The 23,435-nt window shown below is 67.4% G+C and carries 20 protein-coding genes; 13 read left to right on the forward strand and 7 right to left on the reverse strand.

The window, feature by feature from the left end:
• Positions 1–15: 15 nt before the first annotated feature.
• Positions 16–2,118, reverse strand: coding sequence for a PQQ-binding-like beta-propeller repeat protein (locus OHA03_RS47465; protein WP_267010160.1), 2,103 nt, complete (start codon positions 2,116–2,118; stop codon positions 16–18).
• 634 nt (positions 2,119–2,752) lie between these two features.
• On the opposite strand from OHA03_RS47465, the gene OHA03_RS47470 reads away from it, so the two are divergent.
• Both OHA03_RS47470 and OHA03_RS47475 read left to right on the forward strand, forming a co-directional pair.
• Positions 2,753–3,139, forward strand: a complete 387-nt coding sequence (locus OHA03_RS47470) for a DUF3846 domain-containing protein (protein ID WP_267010161.1) — start codon at positions 2,753–2,755, stop codon at positions 3,137–3,139.
• A gap of 72 nt (positions 3,140–3,211) precedes the next feature.
• Positions 3,212–3,922 carry a hypothetical protein gene (locus OHA03_RS47475; RefSeq protein WP_267010162.1) on the forward strand — a complete coding sequence of 237 codons (711 nt, stop codon included), beginning with the start codon at positions 3,212–3,214 and terminating at the stop codon, positions 3,920–3,922.
• Between the two features lie 74 nt (positions 3,923–3,996).
• Here the strand turns inward: OHA03_RS47475 and OHA03_RS47480 are convergent, their stop codons facing one another.
• Positions 3,997–4,743 (reverse strand): hypothetical protein, encoded by a 747-nt coding sequence (locus OHA03_RS47480; protein WP_267010163.1) that lies wholly within the window; start codon positions 4,741–4,743, stop codon positions 3,997–3,999.
• 138 nt (positions 4,744–4,881) lie between these two features.
• Here OHA03_RS47480 and OHA03_RS47485 point away from each other — a divergent pair.
• Positions 4,882–6,119, forward strand: a protein-coding gene (locus OHA03_RS47485; RefSeq protein ID WP_267010164.1) for an IS3 family transposase whose coding sequence is annotated in 2 segments (ribosomal slippage) — positions 4,882–5,205 and positions 5,208–6,119 — 1,236 coding nt in all. Because the reading frame shifts where the segments join, the coding sequence is not laid out codon by codon here.
• Here OHA03_RS47485 and OHA03_RS47490 read toward each other — a convergent pair.
• Complete coding sequence (locus tag OHA03_RS47490) at positions 6,103–6,252, reverse strand: hypothetical protein (protein WP_267010165.1); 150 nt, start codon at positions 6,250–6,252, stop codon at positions 6,103–6,105. The two genes, OHA03_RS47485 and OHA03_RS47490, sit on opposite strands and share 17 nt — an antisense overlap.
• A 431-nt stretch (positions 6,253–6,683) precedes the next feature.
• Entirely contained in the window at positions 6,684–8,171 is a 1,488-nt protein-coding gene (locus tag OHA03_RS47495) for an IS4 family transposase (protein WP_267000869.1), read from the reverse strand.
• Between the two features lie 259 nt (positions 8,172–8,430).
• Between OHA03_RS47495 and mobF the strand changes: the two genes are divergently transcribed.
• Both mobF and OHA03_RS47505 read left to right on the forward strand, forming a co-directional pair.
• Positions 8,431–9,978: a MobF family relaxase gene (gene mobF, locus OHA03_RS47500; protein ID WP_323181434.1), complete on the forward strand. Its 1,548-nt coding sequence runs from the start codon at positions 8,431–8,433 to the stop codon at positions 9,976–9,978.
• Between the two features lie 135 nt (positions 9,979–10,113).
• Complete coding sequence (locus OHA03_RS47505) at positions 10,114–11,364, forward strand: helix-turn-helix domain-containing protein (RefSeq protein ID WP_267010167.1); 1,251 nt, start codon at positions 10,114–10,116, stop codon at positions 11,362–11,364.
• A gap of 67 nt (positions 11,365–11,431) precedes the next feature.
• Here the strand turns inward: OHA03_RS47505 and OHA03_RS47510 are convergent, their stop codons facing one another.
• Complete coding sequence (locus tag OHA03_RS47510; protein ID WP_267007760.1) at positions 11,432–12,352, reverse strand: IS3 family transposase; 921 nt, start codon at positions 12,350–12,352, stop codon at positions 11,432–11,434.
• Positions 12,349–12,657, reverse strand: a complete 309-nt coding sequence (locus OHA03_RS47515) for a transposase (RefSeq protein ID WP_267007759.1) — start codon at positions 12,655–12,657, stop codon at positions 12,349–12,351. The genes OHA03_RS47510 and OHA03_RS47515 overlap by 4 nt, the downstream gene beginning before the upstream one ends.
• Here OHA03_RS47515 and OHA03_RS47520 point away from each other — a divergent pair.
• Together OHA03_RS47520 and OHA03_RS47525 are read left to right on the forward strand one after the other, a co-directional pair.
• Positions 12,541–13,656 carry a hypothetical protein gene (locus OHA03_RS47520; protein ID WP_267010169.1) on the forward strand — a complete coding sequence of 372 codons (1,116 nt, stop codon included), beginning with the start codon at positions 12,541–12,543 and terminating at the stop codon, positions 13,654–13,656. The two genes, OHA03_RS47515 and OHA03_RS47520, sit on opposite strands and share 117 nt — an antisense overlap.
• A 50-nt stretch (positions 13,657–13,706) precedes the next feature.
• Entirely contained in the window at positions 13,707–14,108 is a 402-nt protein-coding gene (locus tag OHA03_RS47525; protein WP_267010170.1) for a hypothetical protein, read from the forward strand.
• 276 nt (positions 14,109–14,384) lie between these two features.
• On the opposite strand, the gene OHA03_RS47530 is transcribed toward OHA03_RS47525, so the two are convergent.
• Positions 14,385–15,380 (reverse strand): LuxR C-terminal-related transcriptional regulator, encoded by a 996-nt coding sequence (locus OHA03_RS47530; protein WP_267010171.1) that lies wholly within the window; start codon positions 15,378–15,380, stop codon positions 14,385–14,387.
• An 863-nt stretch (positions 15,381–16,243) separates the two neighbouring features.
• On the opposite strand from OHA03_RS47530, the gene OHA03_RS47535 reads away from it, so the two are divergent.
• From OHA03_RS47535 to OHA03_RS47560, 6 genes are all read left to right on the forward strand, one after another.
• The gene (locus OHA03_RS47535; RefSeq protein WP_267010172.1) at positions 16,244–16,486 is read left to right on the forward strand and encodes a hypothetical protein; all 243 of its coding nucleotides are present in this window, start codon (positions 16,244–16,246) and stop codon (positions 16,484–16,486) included.
• Between the two features lie 332 nt (positions 16,487–16,818).
• Positions 16,819–17,991 carry an FxsB family cyclophane-forming radical SAM/SPASM peptide maturase gene (locus tag OHA03_RS47540; RefSeq protein WP_267010173.1) on the forward strand — a complete coding sequence of 391 codons (1,173 nt, stop codon included), beginning with the start codon at positions 16,819–16,821 and terminating at the stop codon, positions 17,989–17,991.
• A gap of 466 nt (positions 17,992–18,457) precedes the next feature.
• Positions 18,458–19,651: an ATP-binding protein gene (locus OHA03_RS47545; protein ID WP_267010087.1), complete on the forward strand. Its 1,194-nt coding sequence runs from the start codon at positions 18,458–18,460 to the stop codon at positions 19,649–19,651.
• 104 nt (positions 19,652–19,755) lie between these two features.
• Positions 19,756–21,543, forward strand: coding sequence for a Mu transposase C-terminal domain-containing protein (locus OHA03_RS47550; RefSeq protein WP_267010074.1), 1,788 nt, complete (start codon positions 19,756–19,758; stop codon positions 21,541–21,543).
• Positions 21,540–22,283, forward strand: coding sequence for an ATP-binding protein (locus OHA03_RS47555; RefSeq protein ID WP_267010075.1), 744 nt, complete (start codon positions 21,540–21,542; stop codon positions 22,281–22,283). Before OHA03_RS47550 ends, OHA03_RS47555 begins: the two co-directional genes overlap by 4 nt.
• Positions 22,280–23,410, forward strand: a complete 1,131-nt coding sequence (locus OHA03_RS47560; protein WP_267007864.1) for a hypothetical protein — start codon at positions 22,280–22,282, stop codon at positions 23,408–23,410. The genes OHA03_RS47555 and OHA03_RS47560 overlap by 4 nt, the downstream gene beginning before the upstream one ends.
• The last annotated feature ends 25 nt before the right edge of the window (positions 23,411–23,435 follow it).

Here is a 23,435-nt window from a genome sequence, read left to right on the forward strand (position 1 = left end):
CTGTGCGATGGTTCGTCAGCGGCGTGCGGCTGTTTGTGCGGGTTGGCCGGTGACGGGTATGTCGACGAGTCGGATGCTGAGGCCGTCGGTGACGAAGAGGTGTTTCTGGTCCAGAAGTAGGCGCTGCGGACGGGACGGTGTCTGACTGACTGTCCGTTGGTCCTGTGGTGTTCGTTGTGTTTCTTTGCCGGTGTGTTTGTCGTAGGCGATGACGCTGCCGGCGTCTGTGACTACATACACGTGGGTCGAGGTGATCACGGGATCGCTGATGACGCTGCCCGTTGTCTTGACCCGCCACAGCGGCTTGTTGGACCGGGTGTCCAGTGCCGCCAATTCGTCGTTGGCCCTCGTGTTCGTGGGAACGAAATACATGATGTTGTCGGAAATTGCACCCGTATGGAAGTTGCTTAGCCCAGGATATGTTATATGTTCTATTTTGTGAGTCTTGAGGTCGATACGGACTATTCCTTCGTACGGCGGTGCGGTGCCGGTCACGTACAACGCGTCTGACGCGGCAGCCCGATACCGCAGCTTGCTGCTGGTTTTGAATCCGTAGTCGATCTTCCAGTGCCGCATGGTGCCGTTGTGTGCCTCCAGGACGGTCACGCCCTTGAGGTCCAGGTCGTAGAGACCGGAGGCGTTGGCAATATGCGATGAAAAGCCCGAGATGACCTTGGACCACCGCGTCTTATGCGTTTGCAGGTCAATCGCCCTGACCGTTATCCCGTCAACGCCGCGGATTGCATAGGCGCGGACATAGGCGGTGGAGCCGGAGATTAAGACGCGATCCACTTCGCCCCAGGGCGCCGTCCATAGAGGGCTGCCGGTTCTGGCATCCAGGGCGCGCAGCCTGCCGGAGGAATCCCGTACGTAGACCTGATGTTCGAACACGGCTATCGGGTTGCCGAGTGCCCACGGGAAGCCGTCGCCGCCCTGCCAGCGCACGGTCCCGTCCTGAGCGTCGAAGCACACGATCGTTCCGGACGGGGCGCCGCAGTACACTGCTCCGCCCCCAGCAAGACATCCCGCGCCTTGGGTTCCCGTCACGTGCGTGGCTTCCTTGCTTACGTACTGAGCCTGCCACGGTTGCCGCGACAGGTAGGACGGCTCCGCAACAGCTCGCCATGTGCTGGCGGGTGCGGGGTTGCTGCCGGCTGCGGGGTTGTTGTCGTCGGCCGCCGTTCCGGCTCGGTACGCACCTGTAGCGACACCGGCCACCAGCAGCGCCGCAGTAATCCCGGCGCCCGGCTTGCTGCGCAGTATCCGTCGGATCCGTTTCGCCTTGTGGGTCCGGACTCGCAGGGGCGTGTTGCTGGAGGCGGCCAGTATGTGCAGCAGGCCTTCTGGCGTGGGACGTCGTGCGGGTTCCTTGGCCAGGCAGGCGGTAACCACGGGCATCAACCAGTCGGGGACACCGTCAAGATCAGGCTGCTCGTGCACGACCTTGAAGGCGGTAGCGTGCGGGCTGCCGGCGTCGAAGGGGCTGCGCCCCGTGGCGGCGAAAGCAAGGACGCTTCCCAAAGCGAACACATCCACCGCCGCGCCGGCTTCGCGCGGGCTGACGAACTGCTCTGGAGCCATGAACGGCGGTGTCCCCACCGTCTCACCAGTCCGGGTCAGTGCATTGCCGTCCACCGCCCGCGCCACCCCGAAATCGACCACGCAGGGCCGGTCCTCGGTCAGCAGCACATTGCTCGGCTTGAGGTCCCGGTGCACCAGCCCAGTGCGGTGGATGTCCCGCAACGCCTGGGCCAGCCCGCTGGCCAGATCCCTCAGTCCGGCCTCCGGCAAGGGACCACGATCACGCAGCCGCGCAGACAAGGACTGACCAGGCACGAACAGAGACGCCATCCAGGGCCGGGACGCATAGGGGTCGGCGTTCACCACCGGCGCGGTGAACGCACTATGCACCATCCGCGCGGCCGCCACCTCCAGCTCGAACCGCGCCCGAAATTCGGGATCCTGCGCCCACTGGGTGCGGATCACCTTCACCGCCACCTGCTCGCCTGAGGCGGAGCGGGCCAGGTACACGACCCCCATCCCGCCTGCCCCCAGCCGGCGCTCCACCGCGTACCCGCCCACTTCGGACAGGTCATCATCGCTCACCTTCACCGGCACCCCTGATCTCCTCGTCGGTAACACATCCATGGGACGCCGACTGGCCCACATGCCGTTCCACAGAGGTGCGAGCTTATGGACGGGGCTATCCATTGACCAACGGCCACGTCTATCAGGCCTGTTGCGAGGTGCAGGAGGGAGCGCTTGGCAGCAGCCTGCTGGTAGTCCTGCTGCCTTCCCTGAGCGACCGCGGCCGACCGGGCCGCCTACGTTGCGAACCCTGCGTGGATCGCTGACCGCGGGCAGCAGGCGGCCGGCCGGGGAGCGCGAACGAGGACATGCCCAGCTGGATCATTGTGGTGCTGGTGTTCACTGTTCAGGGCGCCGGGACATCAGCTTCTGTCATGCCGACAAAAGTATGGGCAGGCAGTTACAGGGTACTTCGATGTTCACCGTGCGACGGGCGCCACGGGTGAGCCGGTCCCGCCGGAGCCGGGCATGGAGTACGCCGACGCTCCGCCCGTCCGAGTCTGACCGGCATGCCCGGGGCGCAGCCGACCGGCTGCGCCCCGGGTCGGGCGAACCCGGGGCGCGTGATGTCGCTGTGATTAACATGGGATATAGTTGTCTTGTTGGTCGGCGGTGGCAGTCGGCCAACACCGAAAGCACACACACCAATTCATAGGGGACAGCTATGCCCGTTGCCGCTCCAGACACCCAGACCTTCGCGTTCCTGGTCCAGCCCACCGGCAGGTTCCGCCTCCTGCACTGGGACACCGTCGCCACCCCGCACGCCGCGCTGCGTGCCGACGTCGTGCGACTGGTCGACATCACCACGCAGCTGACCATGTGGGTCGACGACGACGCCACCGCGTTTCGCGTGCAGATGAACGCCCCTGCCGTCGGCCTCCTCCTCGCCTACCAGGAGCGCGTTCACCCGTACTACGGCGACGTTGTGTTCACCGGCTCCACCGGCGCCGAGGGCGGCGCACCCCACGGGCTGACGGAGGACCAGGCACTCGCGCTCCTGGACCGCTGCCTCCAGCGGCGCGCGCAGCTTCCCCGCGCCCGCCGTCACTGACACGAGGTCACTACCGGGGCCCGGCGAAATTCCGGGCCTCGGAGCCCCCAAAAATTCCCCGAGAGGAAACCCGTGAAATTCACGATCATCGGCGACTGGTACACCGTCCGGGATCTTGCCTCGTCATTCGCCGTAGTCGCCGAGGGAGATACCTACGAAGAATCCAAGGCGAATGCCGCGGCATCCGTCCTGGAACGCTTCCCGCAACGCGCCGACGGCGACGACGGCGAGACCTCGGAAACCCTCTGGGGTGGCGACTGCGGCGCCTGCGTCGTTGGCGTATTCGTCGGGGACCTCAGCGGCGCAGCGGCAGGGCGATTGCAAAGTCTGATGATCTTGGATCAGTGCTGGTTAGCTGAGCCCGAGGAGAGTCAGTGGCCGCTCGAAGGGGCGGAGGGACATCTCGCGGAGTCCGGCGGCGATGTTGGTGTGGCCGGCTGCGCCTCCCGTCTTGGCCACGAGGGCGCCCACGTCAGGGGCGTCGTCCACTTCACCGGCGAAGGCGGCGAGGCGGACGACGCCCCCGGCATGGATGACGAGATCTACAACAGCTCGAACCCCCAGAGAACTCCCGACACCGACGGCGTCCTGGTCCTGGACGACTCAAGCGCCCCGCGCCGCATCGACGCGGCCGGCCCCTGGCGCCTGTCCGACGAGCTGCGCGCAGCGGGCACCGTGTCGATGCTCGTGAACGGCCAGCGTCGCTGCTCCATTCGCTTTAAAGGCTGGGTACTCGACAACCGGGCCGCCGCCGAGTTCAGCGAGCGCCCCTTCGCCGCGTGATCGGGTACCACGCCGACTTATGGACGGTATTTGGAAGTGTCAGCTGCCAACTGCTCCAGGCGCCGGGGCGCCGGTTAGCGGTCGCGAAACATGTCTTCATCCGGCATTGCCCACTCGTAGGGGTCGTGTGCCGTGCGGACTTCCCTGGGAAGCCCCGCCAGGTCGAACTCTTCGAGTTCCAACTGAAGCTGACATATGGGGCAGATGAATCCGAGGGGGTAGAGCATGACGGCCCAGTCCTCGTCCTCTTCGGGTTCCAGTCCGTCGTACTGCCGTTCCACGAAGTGATTGCCCGTGAGCCTGCCTTCCATCCCGCAGGCAGGGCACTTGGCAGGCTCCTCGTCGCTGTCGATCCAGACCAGCTCCGCGCTCAGGCGAGCGAGGTCTTCCGCGCCCAGATCGGGGCCGAGCCGGGCTGCGAGGACGTTCTTTGCGTTGACGATTTTGGTCATGAAGGCCAGTTTCAGATCATCCGCGCGCTTCTGCAGCAGCTCATCGCGAAGCGGCTTGTAGTGACCCCAAAACTGCTCCTGCTCCACTCCGAGCGCGCTCAGGATCGGATCGATGATCCGGATCGCCGTGATGAGATGCTGCCTGGCCTCGTCATTCTTATGGACGCCCAGGTGAGAAACCCCGTTGCGTGCGTTCAAGAGGGTCTTGAAGACGTCTGTCTTGATCGGCAGCGGAGGCTTCAGAAGCTGATTGCAACGCTCGAAGGCTGCTGCGGCCTGGATGGTCTTGGCGTTGGTCAGCGAAGTCGTGATCAACGCTCCGTGACCTGTGGCATGCAGCAGGCCGTGGAAGTCGTTGGCGTCGATCACGAGGGCCGGGTGATACGAGGCCAACAAAGCCTTCAGTGCATGCTCGGTAGCAACCCCGAAGTGGTGGGGACCTCCCCCTGAGTGGTGGACACGCTGATACTGGATCTGCTTGATCCGGAGGAAGCGAGAAGACCGCCGATGGCGATGAAGGACTATTCGGACGAGTTCAAGGCCGATGCCGTGGCCCTGTACGAGTCCACACCCGGGGCGACGTACAAGAGCATCGCCGCTGACCTGGGCATCAACCGGGCGACCCTGCGCGAGTGGGTGCTGCGGGACCGCGAATGCCGTGGCGTCACCGGCGCGAGTGCGAAGCCGGCCGGCGGACACCGGGCGGCGGTGCCGTCCGCTGATCCGGACGAGCGGGTCCGGCAGCTGGAAGCCCGGGTGGCGGAACTCGAGGCCAGTGAACGCAAGCTCGCCACCGAGCGGGACATACTCCGCAAGGCGGCCAAGTATTTCGCCGGAGAGACGAACTGGTGATCAGCCGCTTCCAGTTCGTTGACGATCACCGGGACACCTACGAGGTGAAGCGGCTCTGCCAGATCCTGGACATGAACCGGTCCAGCTACTACAAGTGGCTCGCCGGCGCCGAGGCCCGGGCCGCCCGGCAGCGCCAGGACCAGATCCTGGCCGAGGAGATCCGCGAGGTCCACGACGAATCCGGCGGCGCCTACGGCTCCCCACGCGTGACCGCCGAGCTCCGCGAGAAAGGGCGGCGGGTCAACGAGAAACGGGTGGCCCGGGTCATGCGGACGTACTCCATCACCGGGATCCGTCTGCGCAGACGCGTGCGCACCACCGTCCCCGACCCGGCATCCTCGCAGGTCGCTGACCTGTTCGGCAGGGATTTCACCGCCCCTGAGCCGGGGCGGAAGTACATGGGCGACATCACGTATCTCCCCCTCGCAGGCGGGAAGTTCCTCTATCTCGCGACCGTGCTGGACTGCTTCAGTCGCAAGGTCGTGGGCTGGTCCATCGCCGACCACATGCGCACTGGCCTGGTCACCGACGCACTGCGGATGGCCGCCCCGACCCGCGGCAACCTTCACGGATCGGTATTCCACTCCGACCACGGGGCCCAATACGGATCCCGGGCCTACGCCGACCTCTGCGACCAACTCGGGGTGACCCGGTCGATGGGCTCGGTCGGCACCAGCGCCGACAACGCGGCCTGCGAAAGCTTCCACGCATCCCTGAAACGCGAGACCCTCCAAGGCGCCCACGACTACGGCGACGCCGGCACCTGCCGCCGCACCGTCTTCGCCTGGCTGACCCGCTACAACACCCGCCGCCGACACTCCGCCAACGACCACCTCAGCCCCGACACATACGAACGCCGACACCACACCGCTAAAATCACACTCGCCGCGTGATCAATAACCGCGTGCCCACCTTCACGGGGGAAGGCCCGTGAACGGCGAAGTCGAGATCCGTGCCACGAGCGAATGCTTCCAGCCCTGTGTTCATCCAGCGCTGGGCGGAGGCGGCGAGCGTCTTGCTGTCCATGCAGTCAGACCATAGCCGCCCGGCCGGTCAGATGATCTGCTGTTCGGCTTCAGTGACGTGGTGAGATCGCAGTCGTACCGCTGCGGTTTTCTCCCGACGCAGTGTTCCTGCCTTTGTTCCGGGGCGGGTCGCTGCGTGGTCCGTGCCGTGCGGCGGTGCGGGTCCGCTGCGCTTCCCCGTACCGCCTTACCGCGTGTCGGGCGGCCGCTTCGCGCCTGCCCGGACCGAGCGCTCCGCGCTCTCACGCGCTGCGGGATGGGGCAGTCGGTCACCGGCCGCTTCGCGCCCGGCGCCCTCGCTTCGCGCTGCCCCGTCCCTTGCCCCAGGCTCTACGCGCCTGGGGTGGCGACACGGCCCGCACAGCGCCCCGCCCCGGAGTACTGAAACTGCCTCTGACCTTCAATGCCGGTGAGTTAGCGCGTCGGTGCAGGTCAGGTGGGGTGCTTGGTGACTTTGAGTGTGTAGCGGACGTTACTGGGAGTGCGGGTCTGGTCCCGTTTTCTGACCTCGAAGGTGTTCTTGGACGGCTTCTTGATGCGCTGGCACTGCCGGTTGCGCCGGGGCGGCAGGAGGGCGGCCAAGAGCTCTGTGGTGGCTTCGCGGCGGGCGGCGGCCAGTGTGGTGACGTCGGCTGCGGCCTGGGCGGCGACGGCCAGCCGGGCGAGCTGCACCGTGACGGTGAAGGAGATCCGGTCAGGATCGGTCCCGCCGTGTTCTGCCGCGCGCGTCTGCAGTGCGCATAGTGCCTGGTAGACGGTGAGAAGGGCGTAGATCTCCTGGTAGATCAGCTCGGGCGCCTTGGAGCGCAGGATGAATCCGGCGCCGCGCAGGCGGTTCTTCAGTTCCGCGAATCCGTTTTCGATCTCCCACCGCTGGTGATATGCCCTCGCCAGCTGGTGGGCCGGGGCGAGGCGGTGGTCCAGCAGGCTGGTGACCAGCCGGAACGTCTCGGTGCGGGGTGGGCCGGCCTGTGGGTGGATGGTCACGGTGTACTCGATGATCCGTACCAGGTGTCCCCGGGGCGGCTCGGTCAGGGTGCGTCCGGCCGCGCGGGCCTGACCGTGGCGGATGTTCTCCGCGGGCGTGCGCATGATGGACAGGTAGGACCCGTCGGACAGCACCCGCAGCGGCACGAAGACCAGGTTCTTCTTGATCCGCCAGGCCAGGTGGGCGCCGGTGGCGCGGGCCAGGCCCCACAGCTGGTATCCGGCGAAGTTGCGGTCGGCCAGCAGCAGCATGTCCCCTCGCAGGGAGGCCAGCAGCCGGCGGGCGAGCTTGTGCTCGCTGAACCTGGCCACGGCGTCGAAGGCCGCGTCGACCAGGGCGTGGGTGCCGCATTCGGTCAGGGCCATCAGGCGGACCTGTGGGTGTCCGCTCTGGTTGACACCACCCTTGCCGGTGAAACCGAACTCAGCAGCGTTTGCCGGGGTGTCGGGGACATCCAGCGCGGTGCCGTCCCAGGCGACCAGCCGCAGCCCGAAGGCGAACGCGCCCGGAGTGACGGTCGTGGCCAGCGTGCCGCACCGCCGCTCGAACAGCGCCTGCAGCGGCTTGTCGCCCAGCCGCTGCCGGGCCCGTGTCAGGGCCGAGCTGGTGGGCAAGCGCTGCACACACAGGCCTGGCAGATGCCGCAGCTTCTCCGTCAACGTGCGCAGGACCGACCGGTATCCCGGCGGCCCGGCACTGTCGGAGCTGCTGAACAGGCACAACGCCAGGATGAAGTAGACCACCGCCCGGGCGGGCAACAGCCGGCGGCGACGCTCGCCGCAGCCGGTCAACTCCACGACCTCGTCAACCAGTTCAGGGCTGATCTCCTCGGTCAACACGCCGAGACGGACGTGCTCGCCAAAGCGCCGGTCCGTGGGGGTCACCAGCCTGTTCAACGGGGCCTGGCTGCCCTCGGTGATGGCAGACGACATGCGGACGATGGCACACTGAGTACCCAACGGAGTTCCCTCGCGGACAGTCGGATCTTGGTCGATCTTCTGTCCTACCGGGAACTCCGTTGCCGTGTCCCGGCCTCCGCCGACACGTCACCAGAAGTGACGGATCACGCAACGTCACCAGGGGATATTCCCAACCAAACCCCGCACTATCAAGTGCCTGACCTGCACCGACGCGCTAACTCACCGGCATTGCCTTGACCAGCATTTTTTAGGTGCTGGGCTGGGTTGCATGATGACGTTCAAGCAAGTGAGCACGGGCTCTGCGTACCGGTACTACCTGCGTCAGGTCGTGGTCGGCGACGGCCGTCGGCCCCGGGGGAAGAACCTGGACCGGGCGCAGGAAGAGGCCGGGGTCCCACCCGGGGTGTGGATGGGCAAGGCCCTGGCTGCGGTCGGCCTGACCGCGGGATCCAGGGTGACCCACCGGCAGATGGCGAACCTGTTCGGCAAGGGCCGGCACCCCGCCTCCGAGCAGATCGTCAAGGACAGGCTCGCTGCCGGCGACACCCCCGCGAAAGCCGAGCGCGCCACCCGCCTCGGTTACCGGATCCAGAAGTGGTCCGGGGCCGATCTGGTGTTCCGCGCGCCGGGCAGCGTTCAGATCCTCTGGGCCTTGGCCAGCGACGCGGTCAGGGAGGTCATTGAGGCCGCGCATACACGTGTGATCGACGAGGTCGTCGACCAGATTGAAACGGGCCTGCTGATCGTGCGCCGCGGAAGGGACAGCACCCCCGAGCGCGCCGAACCCGGGGTGATCGCCGCCCGGTTCCGGCACTACGAATCCCGCGACGGCCAGCCGCTGCTCCACGACCACCTCGTCCTGTCGGTCAAGGTCCGCCGCACCGACGGCCAGTGGGGCACGCTCCACACCCGCACCGTCCTCGAGTACACCGTCGCGCTGTCCGAGCTGTACAACCAGCGCGCCCTCGAAGAGATCTGCACCGACCTGAACCTCGCCACCACACCGCGCTACCCGACCCCCGGACAGCGCCCCGTCATGGAACTCGCGGGCATACCCGAGGACCTCATCGACTGGGCCGCCACGCGCAACGAGGCCACCATGCGGCGGCTGGGCGAGCTGGTGGCCCAGTACCGCAGCCGTACCTCTCAGCCCGTCACCGCGAAGATCCGCCACCGCATGATGGCCCGTGCCTCGACCGACACCCGCCCCGCAAAGAAGACCGCCCACCCTCTGCCGGTCCTGCGTGCCCGCTGGCGGGACGGGGCGACCGCCCGCGTTGGCCAGGCGGTCGTCGACCACCTGCTCGACCTCGCCCGAGCCGCGGCCCGGGCCCTTCTCACTTTGGCCCGCCCGGTCATGGACCTCACCGTCGCTGCCCTGGACGTCGTCGCCACCGTTTCCGTTTTTCACTCAAAGCAGTTCCACCACCGCCACCTGCTTGCCGAAGCCCGCCGCTACCTCGCCCGCACGTTCCACGGACAACCGGTCCAGCCCCACACCGACACCGCCATCGTCGCTACGGCTCTTCGCATGTACTGCCGGGACACCACCCCGGCCGCGAGCGGCGAGCAGCAGCTGCTGCCCCTCGCGCACCGCTCCTTCACCACCGCCTGGGAGCTCCGGCAAGCGGGCGCAGGAACTGCCATGAGCGCCTATCAGCAAGCCCGCGCCGAAGCCGTGACCCGTGCCGCTCAGTACCGCGCACAAACCATGAAAGAACGCCCCGAGGCCGCTCCCCAGCCTCAGCTGCAGCGCCGGCCAGAGCGTGGGCCGAGGCACTCATCCGCCTGGTACCGCAACCGGCGCCGCCGCGGCTGAGACCGCAGGAAAGGAGGGTGCGATCAGCGCCCAGACGCCTTCTGAACTGCGAACGAGGACCCGGCCGACGCGTGGCGGGGCAGGATGCCTTGCTGATCTGGGCGACTTTCCTGAACGAGGAAAGTCGCCCAGATCATGAAGGTTGCTGAATCTGCCAACTTAACGACGAGAGGAAAGTTCGCATATTCAGCAAGTTTTTCGATGATAGTGAACTTGCCATGTCATGATGCGGGTATGGAAGCGAGCGCGTACATGGAGGAGCAAGCACTGCTCGAGCGGGCCAGGGAGTCTCTGCAGGACCTGCTGGGAACCGACTGGGAGGTCACCCTGCGGCCTGAGCAGCTGGCCGGTGGAGACCAAGGCTGGGATGCGACGCTCCAGATCAAGTCCGCTGACGGCGTCTACGTACAGATGCTCGTGGAAGCCAAACGGAGGGTTACTCCCAAGGAAGCGGTTGGACCTCTCACCTCGACGGCACTTCTCGTGCGCAGGGTGAACCGAAACACCCGGCTTCTGGTGATCTCCCCGTGGATCAGCCCGCTGACGCAGGAGGCCTTGCGTGCGAGCGGGATCGACTACTTGGACCTGACCGGCAACATCTCCCTGCGCGTGAGCCGCCCCGCCATCGTCATCCACACACATGGCGCGGACCGGGCCCCCGCCGGTCACAGGCTCCGATCCAGCAAGCCGCTGCTCACTGGCCTTAAGGCTGGTCGGCTTGTCCGGCTTCTGGCCGACACCCTCCCGCCCTACCGCGCCACCGAACTAGCCGAGGGGGCCGAGCTGAGCCTGCCCTACGTCTCCCGGCTGCTCGACACCCTGGACGACCAGCTGCTGATCGAACGCGACGGCAAGGTCATCGTCTCGGTGGACTGGCAACGGCTGCTGCGCGCGAGGGCGGACCAGACTGACCTTCTGCGCAGCGCCGAACCGACAGGGATGCTCGCCCCGAACGGTGTCAATGCTGTGCTGAAGCGTCTGGCGGATAGGAATCACGTGGACCCCGGCTACCGGCGCGAGGTTCTGGTTACCGGTTCCTACGCAGCCAGGTCCCTCGCACCGCTGTCCGTCGGCGGACAGCTCATGCTCTACGTCCAGGAAGACCCGCTCAACGTGGAGGCAGCGGCTGACGATCTCGGTCTCATGCCCGTGTCTGAAGGCGCGGACGTGCTCATCCTGAGGGCGAAGGACCGCAGCGTCTGGCAGCGGCCGATGGCGGTCGGCGGTGTATGGCAGGTCGGTCTGAGCCAGCTCGCGACCGACTGCCTTTCGGGGACGGGGCGCATGCCGGCCGAGGGCGAGAAGATCCTGGAGTTCATGGCTGCGCACGAACAGGTATGGCGCAAAACCGATCTTTCCCACCTGGATGAGTCAACCCTCTTCTAGACTCGCGCCACGTCCGGAGGGGGAGCGATGTCGCAATGAGGTTCCCCCGCTGTGCGGGGGTGGCTGACTAGCTGGTCAGGGCGGGTTGACGTGGTTTCAGGTTCACTGGTTCGGTCGCTGCCTGGTCGGCGTAGTGCTTCTCCTCGTACTCGATCGGGCTGAGGTAGCCGAGTCGTTTCTGGATGCGGCGGGGGTTGTAGAAGCCGTCGATGTACTCGAAGAGCGTGAGGTTCGCTTCGGCTCTGGTGGCGAAGACGCGGCCGCGGATGCACTCGGTCTTGATGACCATCCACAGGTTCTCCGCGAGGGCGTTGTCGAACGAGTCGCCGACCGTGCCCATGGATGCCTGGATCCCGGCTCTGACCAGGCGTGTTGTGAGCTTCACGGAGGTGTATTGGGTGCCGTGGTCCGCGTGGTGAATGAGCTCACCGGGCGTGACTTCGCGGCTGGCCAGGGCATACTCCAGCGAGGTCAGGACGAGGTCGGCGTCCGCACGTGCGGAGGTTTCCCAGGCCACGACCCGGCGGGAGAACGCGTCGCGGATCGCGGAGAGCCACAGGGGGCCCTCCAGAGTCGCGATCATGGTCAGGTCGGTGACCCACAGCCGGTTCGGCACGGCCGCGGTGAAGTCGCGTTGCACCAGGTCAGGAGCGAGATCGGCGTCAGGGTCGCGTCGGGTGAAGCCCTTGCCCCGGCGGGGACTGATCCCGGCCAGGCCGGCCTGGCGCATGAGCCGTTCGACGCGTTTGCGGCCGACGTGGACGCCTTCACGCCGCAGGACGGCGTGCACGCGGGGTGAGCCGTAGATCCCGCCGGAGTCGGCGTGGACCTGCCGGATCTTCCCTGTGAGTTCGGCGTCCTGGCGGCGTCGCTCGCATGGCTCCTTCTCGGCCTGGCGCCATCGGTAATAGGTGGAGGAGGGGATGGAGAGTTCCCGGAGTACGGGCTCGACCCCCAGGTGCGGGTGCGCATCGACGAGCGCGGTCACCTGGGCCGGGTCGGGTCGAGCTGGGCCGCGAAAAAAGCCGAGGCCGTCCGCAGGACCTCGTTCGCCCGCTTGAGCTGGGCATTCTCTTTCCGCAGGGCGGCCAGCTCCTCACGCTCGACGGTGGTGAGGATGTCGTCTCGCTCGCCGGTATCGGCCTCTGCCTGACGGATCCAGTTGCGCAGGGCCTCGTGGTGCACGCCGAGTTCCTCCGCCATGCGGCGGATCACAGGCTTCGGCTCAGCAGTCCGGTACATCCGAACCGCACGCTCACGCAACTCAAGCGGGTACTTCCTCGGGGCAGGCATCGTCTGGGCTCCTCTCATGAGACCCATCTGACCCTCTGTCACCCATCCCCGCATCTCGGGGGAACCTCACAAGCACCAGCAGGTACTGATGAAGACGAGCTGAACCAAGCCGCCCGCAAGGTACTCCTTGACGCACTCATCGCCCTCGACGGCCACCGTGAGGCGCTCACCGTCGTCGGCGCCCAGGCCGTCTACCTCCGCACCACCGAAGCGGCAATCAGCAGCGCCTCCTACACCTCCGACGGCGACATCAGCATCGACCCGGACGTCCTGGGCGAGCAGCCGCTACTCGAAGAAGCGATGTACGCGGCCGGCTTCACCCTGAAGCTCGACAAGAACGGCGATCGACAGGTGGGCTTGTGGGAGCGCACCGAGCAGGTGGGCGAGGTCGAAGTCGGCGTAGAGGTCGACCTCCTCGTGCCCGAGAACCTGGCACCCGGCTCGAAGAAGAAGCGCCGCACCGAGATGCCACCCCACGACGGCTGGGCGGCCAAGAAGGTCCCCGGCCTCGAGGTCGCAGCTGTGGACCGCTCGCTGATGACCATCTCCAGCCTCACACCGCAAGACGATCGCAGCGTGGAGGCCTATGTCGCCGGCCCAGCCGCGCTACTCGTTGCCAAGGCATACAAGCTGAACGAACGGATCATCGACGCTAAAAACGGGAAACCCCACCGGCTGTCCGCCAAAGACGCCGGAGACGTCTACCGGATCATGGCCACGGTCCGGGCCAGCCAGGTAGCAGCATCCTTCGACACTCTCTGCCGGGACTCGCGGGTCGGCGCCGTCGCTGCCGAAGGACTGCATCTACTCCGTCAACTCTTCGGCGCAGCTGCCACACCCGGCACCGAACTCGCTGTCCAGGCCCTGGCAGGCGACATCCCCGAACGACGTATCCGCGTGCTGGTTCCGAGCTTCGTTTCCGGCTTGGCGAAGACCGACGCCGGTTCACCAGCGGGAGTTGACTCCCCTCGCATCGGCCGCCAACACCCACCCGAGTAACAGTGCCGTGAGAACGTGAGCCCATGGATGCCGGGAGTCGAATATCCCTCGTGGTCGGCGTTGTCACCGCCGTCGTGGCGCTGATCGGGTACTGGTCGAATCAGCACATCAAGCGCCGTGAAACCAAGATCCGGGTGTATGCCGAGGCGCTTCTGGCCATCCATCACTACGAAGAACTTCCCTACGCCATCCGGCACCGGAAGCAGGCCGAGGACGGAGAGGTTCGCGCGGAGCTGGCGGAGAAGATGAGCGATGTCTTCGCCAGGATCAACTACTACCAAACCTTGTTGAACATGGATGCACCCGTCGTCGGGCAGGCATACGCCGCATTGTTCGCCCGCACCCGACAGTACGGCGGCCCCCCATCGGCGCGAGGCATGGAATACCTCTCCCGCTGCCGCAGACGCGGACATGCCACAGGCCGCGTACTTTCCGTACGACAAGCAGGATGAACTAGACGTCTGCCTCCTCGCGATGCGACGTGAGCTCGCCCCCTGGGGCTGGCTCCTGAGAAGCGTGACGCGTCGACGGATTGAGGCGCTACAGACACAGCGTCCGGCTCGCGGGGAATCGGAATGGATGCGGCAGCGGCGTGAACAGGTCCAGGATCCATAAGGGCATGTATCCGACGGGTGGCGGCTTGAGGAATGGGCTCTGTGCATGAGAACGCTCTCGTGGACAAAGCCAGCCCTTCTGCGGGCTGATGTCGGGCAGTCGTCCAGTTGGGCTCAGCGGGATGCCGGAAGCCAACCATTCTGGACGGCGTGAACCCCGGCTTCGAAGCGGCTGCGGGCGTTCAGGTGTTCCAAGAGGTCTGCGGCGACGCGCCGAGCGGTGCGCGGGGAAACGCCCAAGCGCTTGGCGATGGCTTCGTCGGTGTACCCCTGCGCAAGCATGGTGAGTACGGCCCGTTCCTGTGGGGGAATCCCGTTCCTGTCGCGTTGTGGTGCGGTGCCCAGCGGAACCGCGGTACTCCACACGCTCTCGAACAGCGCGCACAGCGCCGCGACTGTGCCCGCGCCCTGAAGGATGACCGCTCCGGCCAGGGCATTGGCGGTGTCGATGGGAAGCACCGCTTGGCGCCGGTCGACAACGATCATCCGGATCGGTAGGACAGGCGCGGTGCGGACCTGCCCGCCACGGCTGTTGAGCCAAGTGACGTGGTCCAGGGTGGGCTGGTGGTGGCGGACGCTGTCCAGGTAGATCGTCCGCATGCGCACGCCCCTTTCGAGCAGAGCGGCGTTGGGGGTGCGGCTGGCCTCCAGGTCTTCGGCCGAGTGGGCGCCGCCCGGAGCGAAGGTGGCAATCTCCTCTTCCGCAGATTCGGCTAACAGTGCCAATCGTTCTCTTATGGCGTCGGGACCGGTCAGCCGCTCGGACTCCTGGTCGGTCATCCGTGGGCGCAACGCGGAGTATTCGGCGATCAATTGCGCTGCCGCAGCGCGGGAGGCTTCCACGCGCATCTGCTGGGCCGCCAGCTCCGCCTGCTGCCGGGACAACAGCACTTCCATGGCAGTCTCGGGGCTGATAGCGCGGAATCCGACACCCTCCTGGACTGTGGGTTGGATCAGCGCCAGCTCGCTGAGTCGGCTCAGGCCGTCACGGACTCGCTGCTCCGTAAGATCAAGTCTGGCCGCCAGTTCGACCACCCCGGCGCGAGGACAGCTGATCATGGCCCGATATACGGCTTCTGCCTCCGCGTCGAGCCCTAGGACGTCCAGCACCGCGAGTGCCCCCTCTGGTCGCGCCGGCCACGATGCGACCAAATTTTAGGAGACGGGGAGACGTTGCACAGCAGGCCATTTTATGCCACCGGCACAAAACGTCCTGCTTGGGCGGTTGTGGCCAATTATGTTAGCCCCTGACGATGGGCTTATGTACCTGATTCATGTCTGCCTTCGGGCTCCGGGTGGGATGGCATTGCCACCACATGTGGCCAGTATCTTTGCCTCGTTCGCGGACAGCGGCGACGCTGTCGAGCACATCGCCGTCCATCCTGACGCACCGGCGGGTCCGACGTTGGGCCTCTTCGTTACCGCTTCCGGTCCCGCTGCGGCTGCGGGCATCGCCTCGCGCTTGTCCCGTCGGGCCGTTGCGGAGCACCCTTCCCTGCGCGGATTCACAGTCGTGTCCAGCGACGTTGCCCCGGTCTCCGGATCATGGTGGGAAACCTTGTGATCTTTGCGGAGTGGACAGCTTATGCCACTGCATATTCCGTCCACCCTTCATTCGTTCCCATGGAATTTTCGATCGGCCACAGTAGAGACATCGGCAGGAGCGGGCGGCGCTGACAGATCCACAAAGAGGCCCGGGAATCTATTAGCCCTGAAGGAGAAGTTCCGTGGCGGTCGTGAGTTTCACAAGAATCGCCGCAGTCACCTTTGTTGCCCTCGTGGCCATTGGCGCTGCGGTGACCGTCAACGTCGCCCCCTCGCATTCCGTGCGAGTCGTCAACACCGGTCAGAGCTCCGCTTCCAACCCTACGGGTGATGTCACTTGGGGCGGCTGAGCCTCCCAGAAGTTGGCGAGTCAGCGAACATCCCGTGCTCGGGACCGTAGATCCAGTTCGTTAGAGAAGGCAGGGATCATGAAGAAGAACAATTCGAAGAAGGCTCTGGTCGCCGGTGCGGCATTGGCGGCTGTGCTGGCGACTCCGGTGGCCGCACAGGCGGCACCCGCTCCGGTGACGAGTCGGTTGGCCAATCTCAGTGGCACGTCACTCGACCAACCGAACACCTGCCTCAGTGTCCTGACACGGTCGTTGGATCTGGTCAGCGAGGAGACCACCGGGCGCGGCGCCGTGCGGCCGATGTTCAACTCGTGTGTGTAGATCTCCAGGAGCTAGCAAGCTCGGGACGGGCTTCGTGTCGGGCGTGTTGAGGCCCGCACCCTGAAGGAAAAGGTGAAGGTTGTGGACGAGACTAAGTCGAAGGCGACACCTGTCGTAGGGGCGACGTCGACTGCTCAGGCACTCGCTCTGGTGTCTGAGCGGGCGGGCGGCGGGAGCGGCACGCCGCTCGGCGCGGCCCAACGCAGCGTGCCGACAGGGGAACTGACCCCGGTCGGCCTTGGCAGCACCGATCGCCTCGCTCTCCGGCCCGTCCTCGATTCCCTGACACGCGCATGAACGAGACGCGGGAGCGGTCGGGTCCAGCGGGTGGCGTGACTGCTCCCGCGGCGCTGGTGCGTGCGGATGGAGTCCCTTTCCGGGAGTTCATCGTCAAGGTTCACAGCCGGTGCAATATTGCCTGTGACTACTGCTACATGTACGAGGCGGCGGACCAGAGCTGGCGGGCTCAGCCGATGGCGATATCCGCAGTGACGATCACTGCGTTTGCGGACCGGCTTGCTGAGCATGTCCGGGAGCATGCGCTGGAGGCGGTCGGAGTCGTGCTGCACGGCGGCGAGCCGTTGCTGGCCGGCCGCGACACCCTGGAGGACGTCGTGATGACGGTGCGGGACGCCGTGTCGGCCGAGGTCAAGTTCTCCATGCAGACCAATGGAGTCCTGCTGACGGAGGCCAACCTCGACCTGCTCAGCAAGCACCAGGTCGGCATCGGGGTGAGCCTGGACGGTGGGCCGGCCCACCACGACCGACATCGCCGGTTCGCGAATGGGCGGGGTTCGTACGACGAGGTGGCGCGCGGCCTGCGGACCCTGACGGCCGAGGCCTACCGGCCACTGTTCATGGGCCTGCTCGCCACCGTCGACCTGGCCAACGATCCCGTCGAGGTGTACGAGGCCTTGGCTGCCTGGGAGCCGCCATCCATAGATCTGCTGCTGCCGCACGGCACCTGGGACGCGCCACCGCCCGGGCACGTGCCGGGAGAGACACGTTATGCGGACTGGCTGATCAGCGTGTTCGACCACTGGTACGCGCAGCCGGAACAGCCGGTTCGGATCCGGCTGTTCGAGGAGCTGATCGCCCAGCTGCTCGGCGGCACCGCATACAGCGAGGTGTTCGGCACCGCGCCGCTGGATTTCGTCGTGGTGGAGACCGACGGCACGATCGAGCTGGTGGACGCGCTGAAGGTGGCTTACGACGGCGCGCCCGCAACCGGCCTGAACGTGAGAGACCATTCCTTTGACGCCGTGTTGGAGCATCCAGCGATGCGGGCTAACCAGGCCGGGGAGGCAGCGCTCTGTGAAACCTGCCGGACCTGCCCGTTGGTCAAGGAGTGTGGGGGCGGTCAGTTCCCACACCGCTACCGAACGGGTACCGGCTTCGCCAATCCGTCCGTGTACTGCGCCGACCTGGCGAAACTGATCAGTCACGTGCACAGTCGGCTGGCCGCTGACATCGCGCGTCTGACCACTGCTGGGAGCAAAACGTGATCACCATGCATCGGGTGGACGCCGATTCCTTCGCGGCCCTCGCCTCCGGATACGGCGCCGCAGCGACGGTGCGGATCCTGCGCGTCGGCCAGATGCCGTTCCCACAGCAGTAGTCCTAGTGTGATTGGGCGGCGTGGTGGCAGTGGGTGGGCGTCAGCGGGATCGCGGTGTGGATGTCCTGGTAGTGGGTGTGGGGCGGGGTTTTGGTTGCTGTCATGGGGTGACTAAGCGGCTGTTGTGGTGTGGCTAGCAGGCCGGTTGGTGGCTGTCATGGCTTTCGCTGTTCCTATGTGAGGGGCTGGCGGGGTCGGGTGGGCTGGGCCGTATGACGGTTCAGGGAGGTCCGGCGGGGGCCGGGGCGGGATCGGCTGGTGCTGTGTCGGCTGAGGGTGCGTCGTTGGCGCGGGGTGTGGTGGTACGGCGGCTTCTTGCGGTGGATGGCGAGGGGACGCTGTCGCGGTTGCATGTGCGGATCGCTGCGGAGCTGGCGGGGGTGTCGGAGCGGACGGTGTGGCGGTGGCTGGCGGATGGACGCCGGGGCCATGTTGAGGCGCGGCCGCGGCAGGACGGGTTTTCGCTGAGCGACGCGTTGTGGGAGGTCCTGGCTCAGGCGGGCGGGAACGTCGCGGAGTTGCGGCGCAGGATGCTCCGGGCCCAGGAGGAGGGGGTGTTGGAGGGGTGGGGTGCGGAGTGTGTGCCCTCGCTGCCGACCCTGCACCGCGTCATCAAGAGGGATCTGGGGACGGGCCGGGTTCTTGAGGTGGCCCGTCCGGCAGGGGCCCGGGCCGGGCTGGAGCCGAGCCGGTATGACCGGGCACTGGCGGATCTGGGGCTTGTGGACGGGGCTGGTGGTCCGCTTGTTGTCGACGGACCGCCCGCCGACGTGCCGGTTCCGGAGGGCGTCGTGGATGCGGGGGTGCGGGGCGGCGGTGTGCGGTTGTACGTGCCGGGGGCCCGGCTGGTGTCGACCCGGCAGGTGGCCGGTGTGGTGGAGGCGGTGGGGCATACGGTCGCGGCCCGCGGGATGTGCTGTGTGTACGGGGACACGGGCCTGGGGAAGACGGTCGCTGTCGAGCAGGCGTTGCATCTTCTGCCCGGACGGGTGCCGGTGTGGCGAGCGGTGGCCGGGGTGGCGCCCGGTCTGCCGCAGCTGCGGGCCTCACTGTGCGAAGCGTTCGGGCTGCAGTCGGGGGCGCTGCCGCACCGGGCCGGGCCGGTCAGCCAGGCTCTGATGCGGGTACTGGCCGTACCGGGTGTGCTGTTCCTCGATGACGCCCAGCGTCTGACACCGCCACTGGACTACCTGCGGCAGTTGTGGGACGCGCCGGGCTGTGCGGCGGCATTGGTGCTGTGCGGGGCCGGAAGCGAACGGGCTCTTGCCCGCGCTTCGGCGCTGCGCTCACGAGTGCTGACCTGGCATCAGATCGGCCGGCTGGATGCGTCTGGGGTGCCGCAGACGCTGAGCCTGTTCCATCCGGTGTGGGCGCAGGCGGATGCGGACGACGTTGCGCGGGTGGACGAGCAGATGGCACGCGGCAATTTCCGTACCTGGGCGAAGATCACGTCGCATGTCTACGCGGCCCGCGAGCGCGACCCCGCAAGGTGTGTGGACCGGGAGCTGATCGAGCAGGCCTGCGCACGTCTGGGGCCCTATCCGTGACGGTCGGGGCTGGTCGAAGGGCTTGTGTATGGGGCCTTCACCTGTTCCGACGGGGTGAACGAAGACAGGCTCCACCGAAGCGGATAAGAACGAAGGGGCATGGGGTGGACGGACAACCGCTGGCGCCGCCGGAGGATCCGGCCGGTGTTCTGGGGGAGGAGTCCTTGACGGCGTTGCGGGCGCCGGCGGTGCGCCGTCTGCTGGCGCTGCGCGCCGAGCGGCGGCTGTCGCGGGAGCATGTGCGCCTGGCAGGGGAGTGCCTGGGCGTGTCGGAGCGGACGGTGTGGCGGTGGCTGGCTGAGGCCTCCCTCTCGCCCGACGCCGCGATCCGCCCCGGGGAACGCAGCGGTGACCGGTTCGAGATCACCAGGGAGATCCGAGTGCTGCTGGCGTACTGGCACGGCAACGCTTCCGCGGTCCACCGCCAGCTCATGGAGCGTGCCGCGGCCGAAGGCGGGAGCGTACGCGTGCAGGCGTCCGGCACTGCCGAGTCCGTCCCGCCGGACCCGGTGACTGTTCCGGGCGGGGCAGCCCTGTCGCAGGTGCCGCTGCTGGATCCGGTGCCTTCCCTGTCGACGTTCCTGCGCGCGGTGCGTCGAGATCTCACCGCGGGGGAGCGGGCCGGTCTTGCCGCGGGACCGGACGCGGCACGCGCGCACGACGTCTTCGGCAAACGGGCGGCCTCCTGGCGCAATCACGTGTGGGAGACGGATCATGTCCAGGCACCGCTGCTGGTTGATGCCGACGGCGACCTGGTGCGCCCGTGGGTGACGTGGTTCATCGACACCGCCACCAAAGTCATCACCGGCATCGCCGTCACCCCTGGTGTCCCTTCCCGCGCCTCCGTGCTGGTCGCGCTGCGCGCTGCTGTGCTGCGTGAAGACCCCTACGGCCCCGCGGGAGGGACACCGGAGCAGGTGCGAGTGGATCGGGGCAAGGACTTCCTGTCGAGGACCGTCACCACGGCGTTCGGCACGATGGGCGTGACGGTAAAGGACTTGCCGGCCTACAGCCCTCACCTCAAGGGCACGGTGGAAAACCTCAACCGGGCCGTCGACCGGATGCTGTTCGCGGCCCTGCCCGGCTACACCCTCACCTCCACCAAGCCCCGCTCTGGCCGGCGAAGCAAAGCCGCGGGCCGCAAGCCGGAGACGTCCGGTGCCATGTCGTTTCAAGACTTCACAGCGGAGGTGCTTGCCTGGACGCACTGGTGGAACACCGAGCACCGGCCGCAGGCGCTGTCCGGCCGCACGCCGCTTGAGGCATGGCAGGCCGATCCGACGCCCGTCACCGACGTCCCCGCCGCCGACCTGTGGACGTTCACCCTCGAAGACGACGGCCGCCCGCGAAGGCTGACCAGCCACGGCGTGCGGTGGCGCGGGCGCACCTACATCGCCCCGTGGATGACCGGCCAGGCCGGCCGTACCGTCACAGTGCGCTATATGCCGCACCACAATCATGAGATCGACATCTGTGACGCGAGCGGCAGGTATCTCGGGCCCGCGCACCTCGCGGACGCGGCCACCCTCGAACAACTCCAGGCCCTGCGCACGGCCCGTGCGGAGCGTGCCCGACGTCTGCGCGCCGAGGTGAAAGCCGCCGAGATGCTGCGCAGACAGCGCTTCGCCCCGGTCACCACGGCCGGGCCGGCCCAGCGGCTGGGAGCCCTCACCTCCGCTCAAGCCGGGCGCGAACTGGCCGCCGTCGAGCACACCGACGCCTCGAAGCTGGCGCTGCCGGACCTCATCCCGCCCGCCGCGCCCCCGGCCGACTGGCGTACTCCGCCTTCTCTTGCCCCCTGGACCACGCCCGGCCGGCCTGCTCCCGTCCCGTCCGAACCTGCCCCCGACGGCCCGGCCGCACAGACCGATGAAGACGGAGACGCCTCGTGACCTCGGCCACCTACCAGTACGTCGACCTGCCTGATGCGTCCGTGGTCACCACCCGCGCCCTGCTCACCGCCCGGGAGAACATCACCGACACCGTCGCCGCCCGCGCCATGATGTGCATCCACGGCGGCGCCGGCTTCGGTAAGACCCTCGCCGTCAACACCTGCCTGCGCGAGCTCGAACCGCACGAGGACGTCCGCCGCGTCACCTTCCGCGCCCGCCCCACCGCCCGCGCGGTGCGCTACGAGCTGTTCACCGCTCTCGGCCTGCCCGGCGAGGCGCCCCGCCACCCGAGCGAGTTCGACCGTCTGCTGAAAACCGCCCTGGCCGAGCGGCCCCGCACCTTCCTGGTCGACGAAGCACAGTGGCTGAACGGGGAGGCCTTCGAGTACTTCCGCTACCTGTGGGACGAACCCACCACCCAGCTCGCGATCGTCTTCGTCGGCGGCGCCGGCTGCCACTCCGTGCTGCGCCGCGAGCCGATGCTTTCCTCCCGTGTTTTCATCTGGCAGCAGTTCGCCCGCCTCACCCCGCAAGAGGTCCAGGACGTCATCCCCTTGTTCCACCCGGTCTGGGCCGACGCCGCCCCCAAGGACATCACCTTCGCCGACCAGCACGCCGCCCACGGCAACTTCCGTGCCTGGGCCCAGCTCACGGCCCATATCCGCACCGCTCTGGCCCGCACCGGGCGCCCGAAGGTCGACGAGGAGCTGCTGCGCTGGGCCTTCAGCCGTCTCGCATGAGCACCCTCAGCTTCAAGGAGCCGCCGCCGGTCGTGCTCGTCCTGGACCCGTACGACGATGCGGTGCACACACACGCCGCGCTGGCCGCCCACGACCTGCCTGCCGGCCGGGTCACCCTGCACCCCGGGCCGGGTACCACCAGCGACACCGCCCTCGCCCACGACCTCCTCGCCGCCCTGGGCAAGCCGCCCCAGATGACCGGCCGGTTCCGCTCCGGCAGACAACCCGTCTGGGAGGCCGCCACCGCCTGGATCCGTGCGCTGCCCGTCACCCGGCTCACTGTCCTGCGTGCCCACCGGCTGACTGACCGCCGCCTTCAACGCCTCCTGCGCCTACGCGATCACACCGGCGTCCATCTGACCCTCGTCTGCCACCGACCGCGCATCCCCGTCGCCCTGCACCAAGCCCTGCTACCTGTCGCCCACACCCGCACCAGCACATTTGAATCCGCCCGCGGCCATTACTACGGCCCACCCACCACCTGGTGCCCTCCGCTATCCCCGGTCGGCGGCGTAGCCCCCGGGCGCTGGATCACGCTGCCCGCCCTGGACCGCCTCGTCTCCTACGACAGCCCCAGCCCCTGCCACGGCCCGTGCACACCACCGCCGATCGACTGGAGACACCGCCCACCACCGAAGCTCATCACCCCGGCGACCGCAGCCGAAGTCGCCCGCCGGATCCACGCTGCGACCGCCCACCCCCGTCTGGCTGCAGCCCTGGCAAGCGCGATTTTCACAGGCGCTTCCTTCCAGCAACTAGCCACCGCCCGCACCGAAGATTCCGACGGCGCAGCCGTCCTCGCGCTGCACGACCCCACCCGCTACACCGACGGCTGCGCGACCTACCCCGTACCCGAGTGGGCCCGCGTCTTCCTGCGCGCCGCCGTCTACTTCGCCCAGTTGGCCCCCACCGAAGACCAGCGGCTGCTGGCCAGCCTCGACGACCGAGCACTCCTGCTGCGATCCGCCGAGACAGCGAAACTGCGCCCACCGCAGCCTCCCGCCGGCAGGCGCACCAGTCCACGCGGCCATGTCGAATGGACCTGGCGCGAGCGTGAGGAAGCCGAACGCCACAGTGGCCTGCTGACGGGGGCCAGCCTCCGCCGATCCGTCAGCTCGCGCAGCTGAAGCCCGTCCGGTCTGCCGCACTCCT

This window comes from Streptomyces sp. NBC_00154 (assembly GCF_026342835.1).
GTDB lineage: Bacteria > Actinomycetota > Actinomycetes > Streptomycetales > Streptomycetaceae > Streptomyces.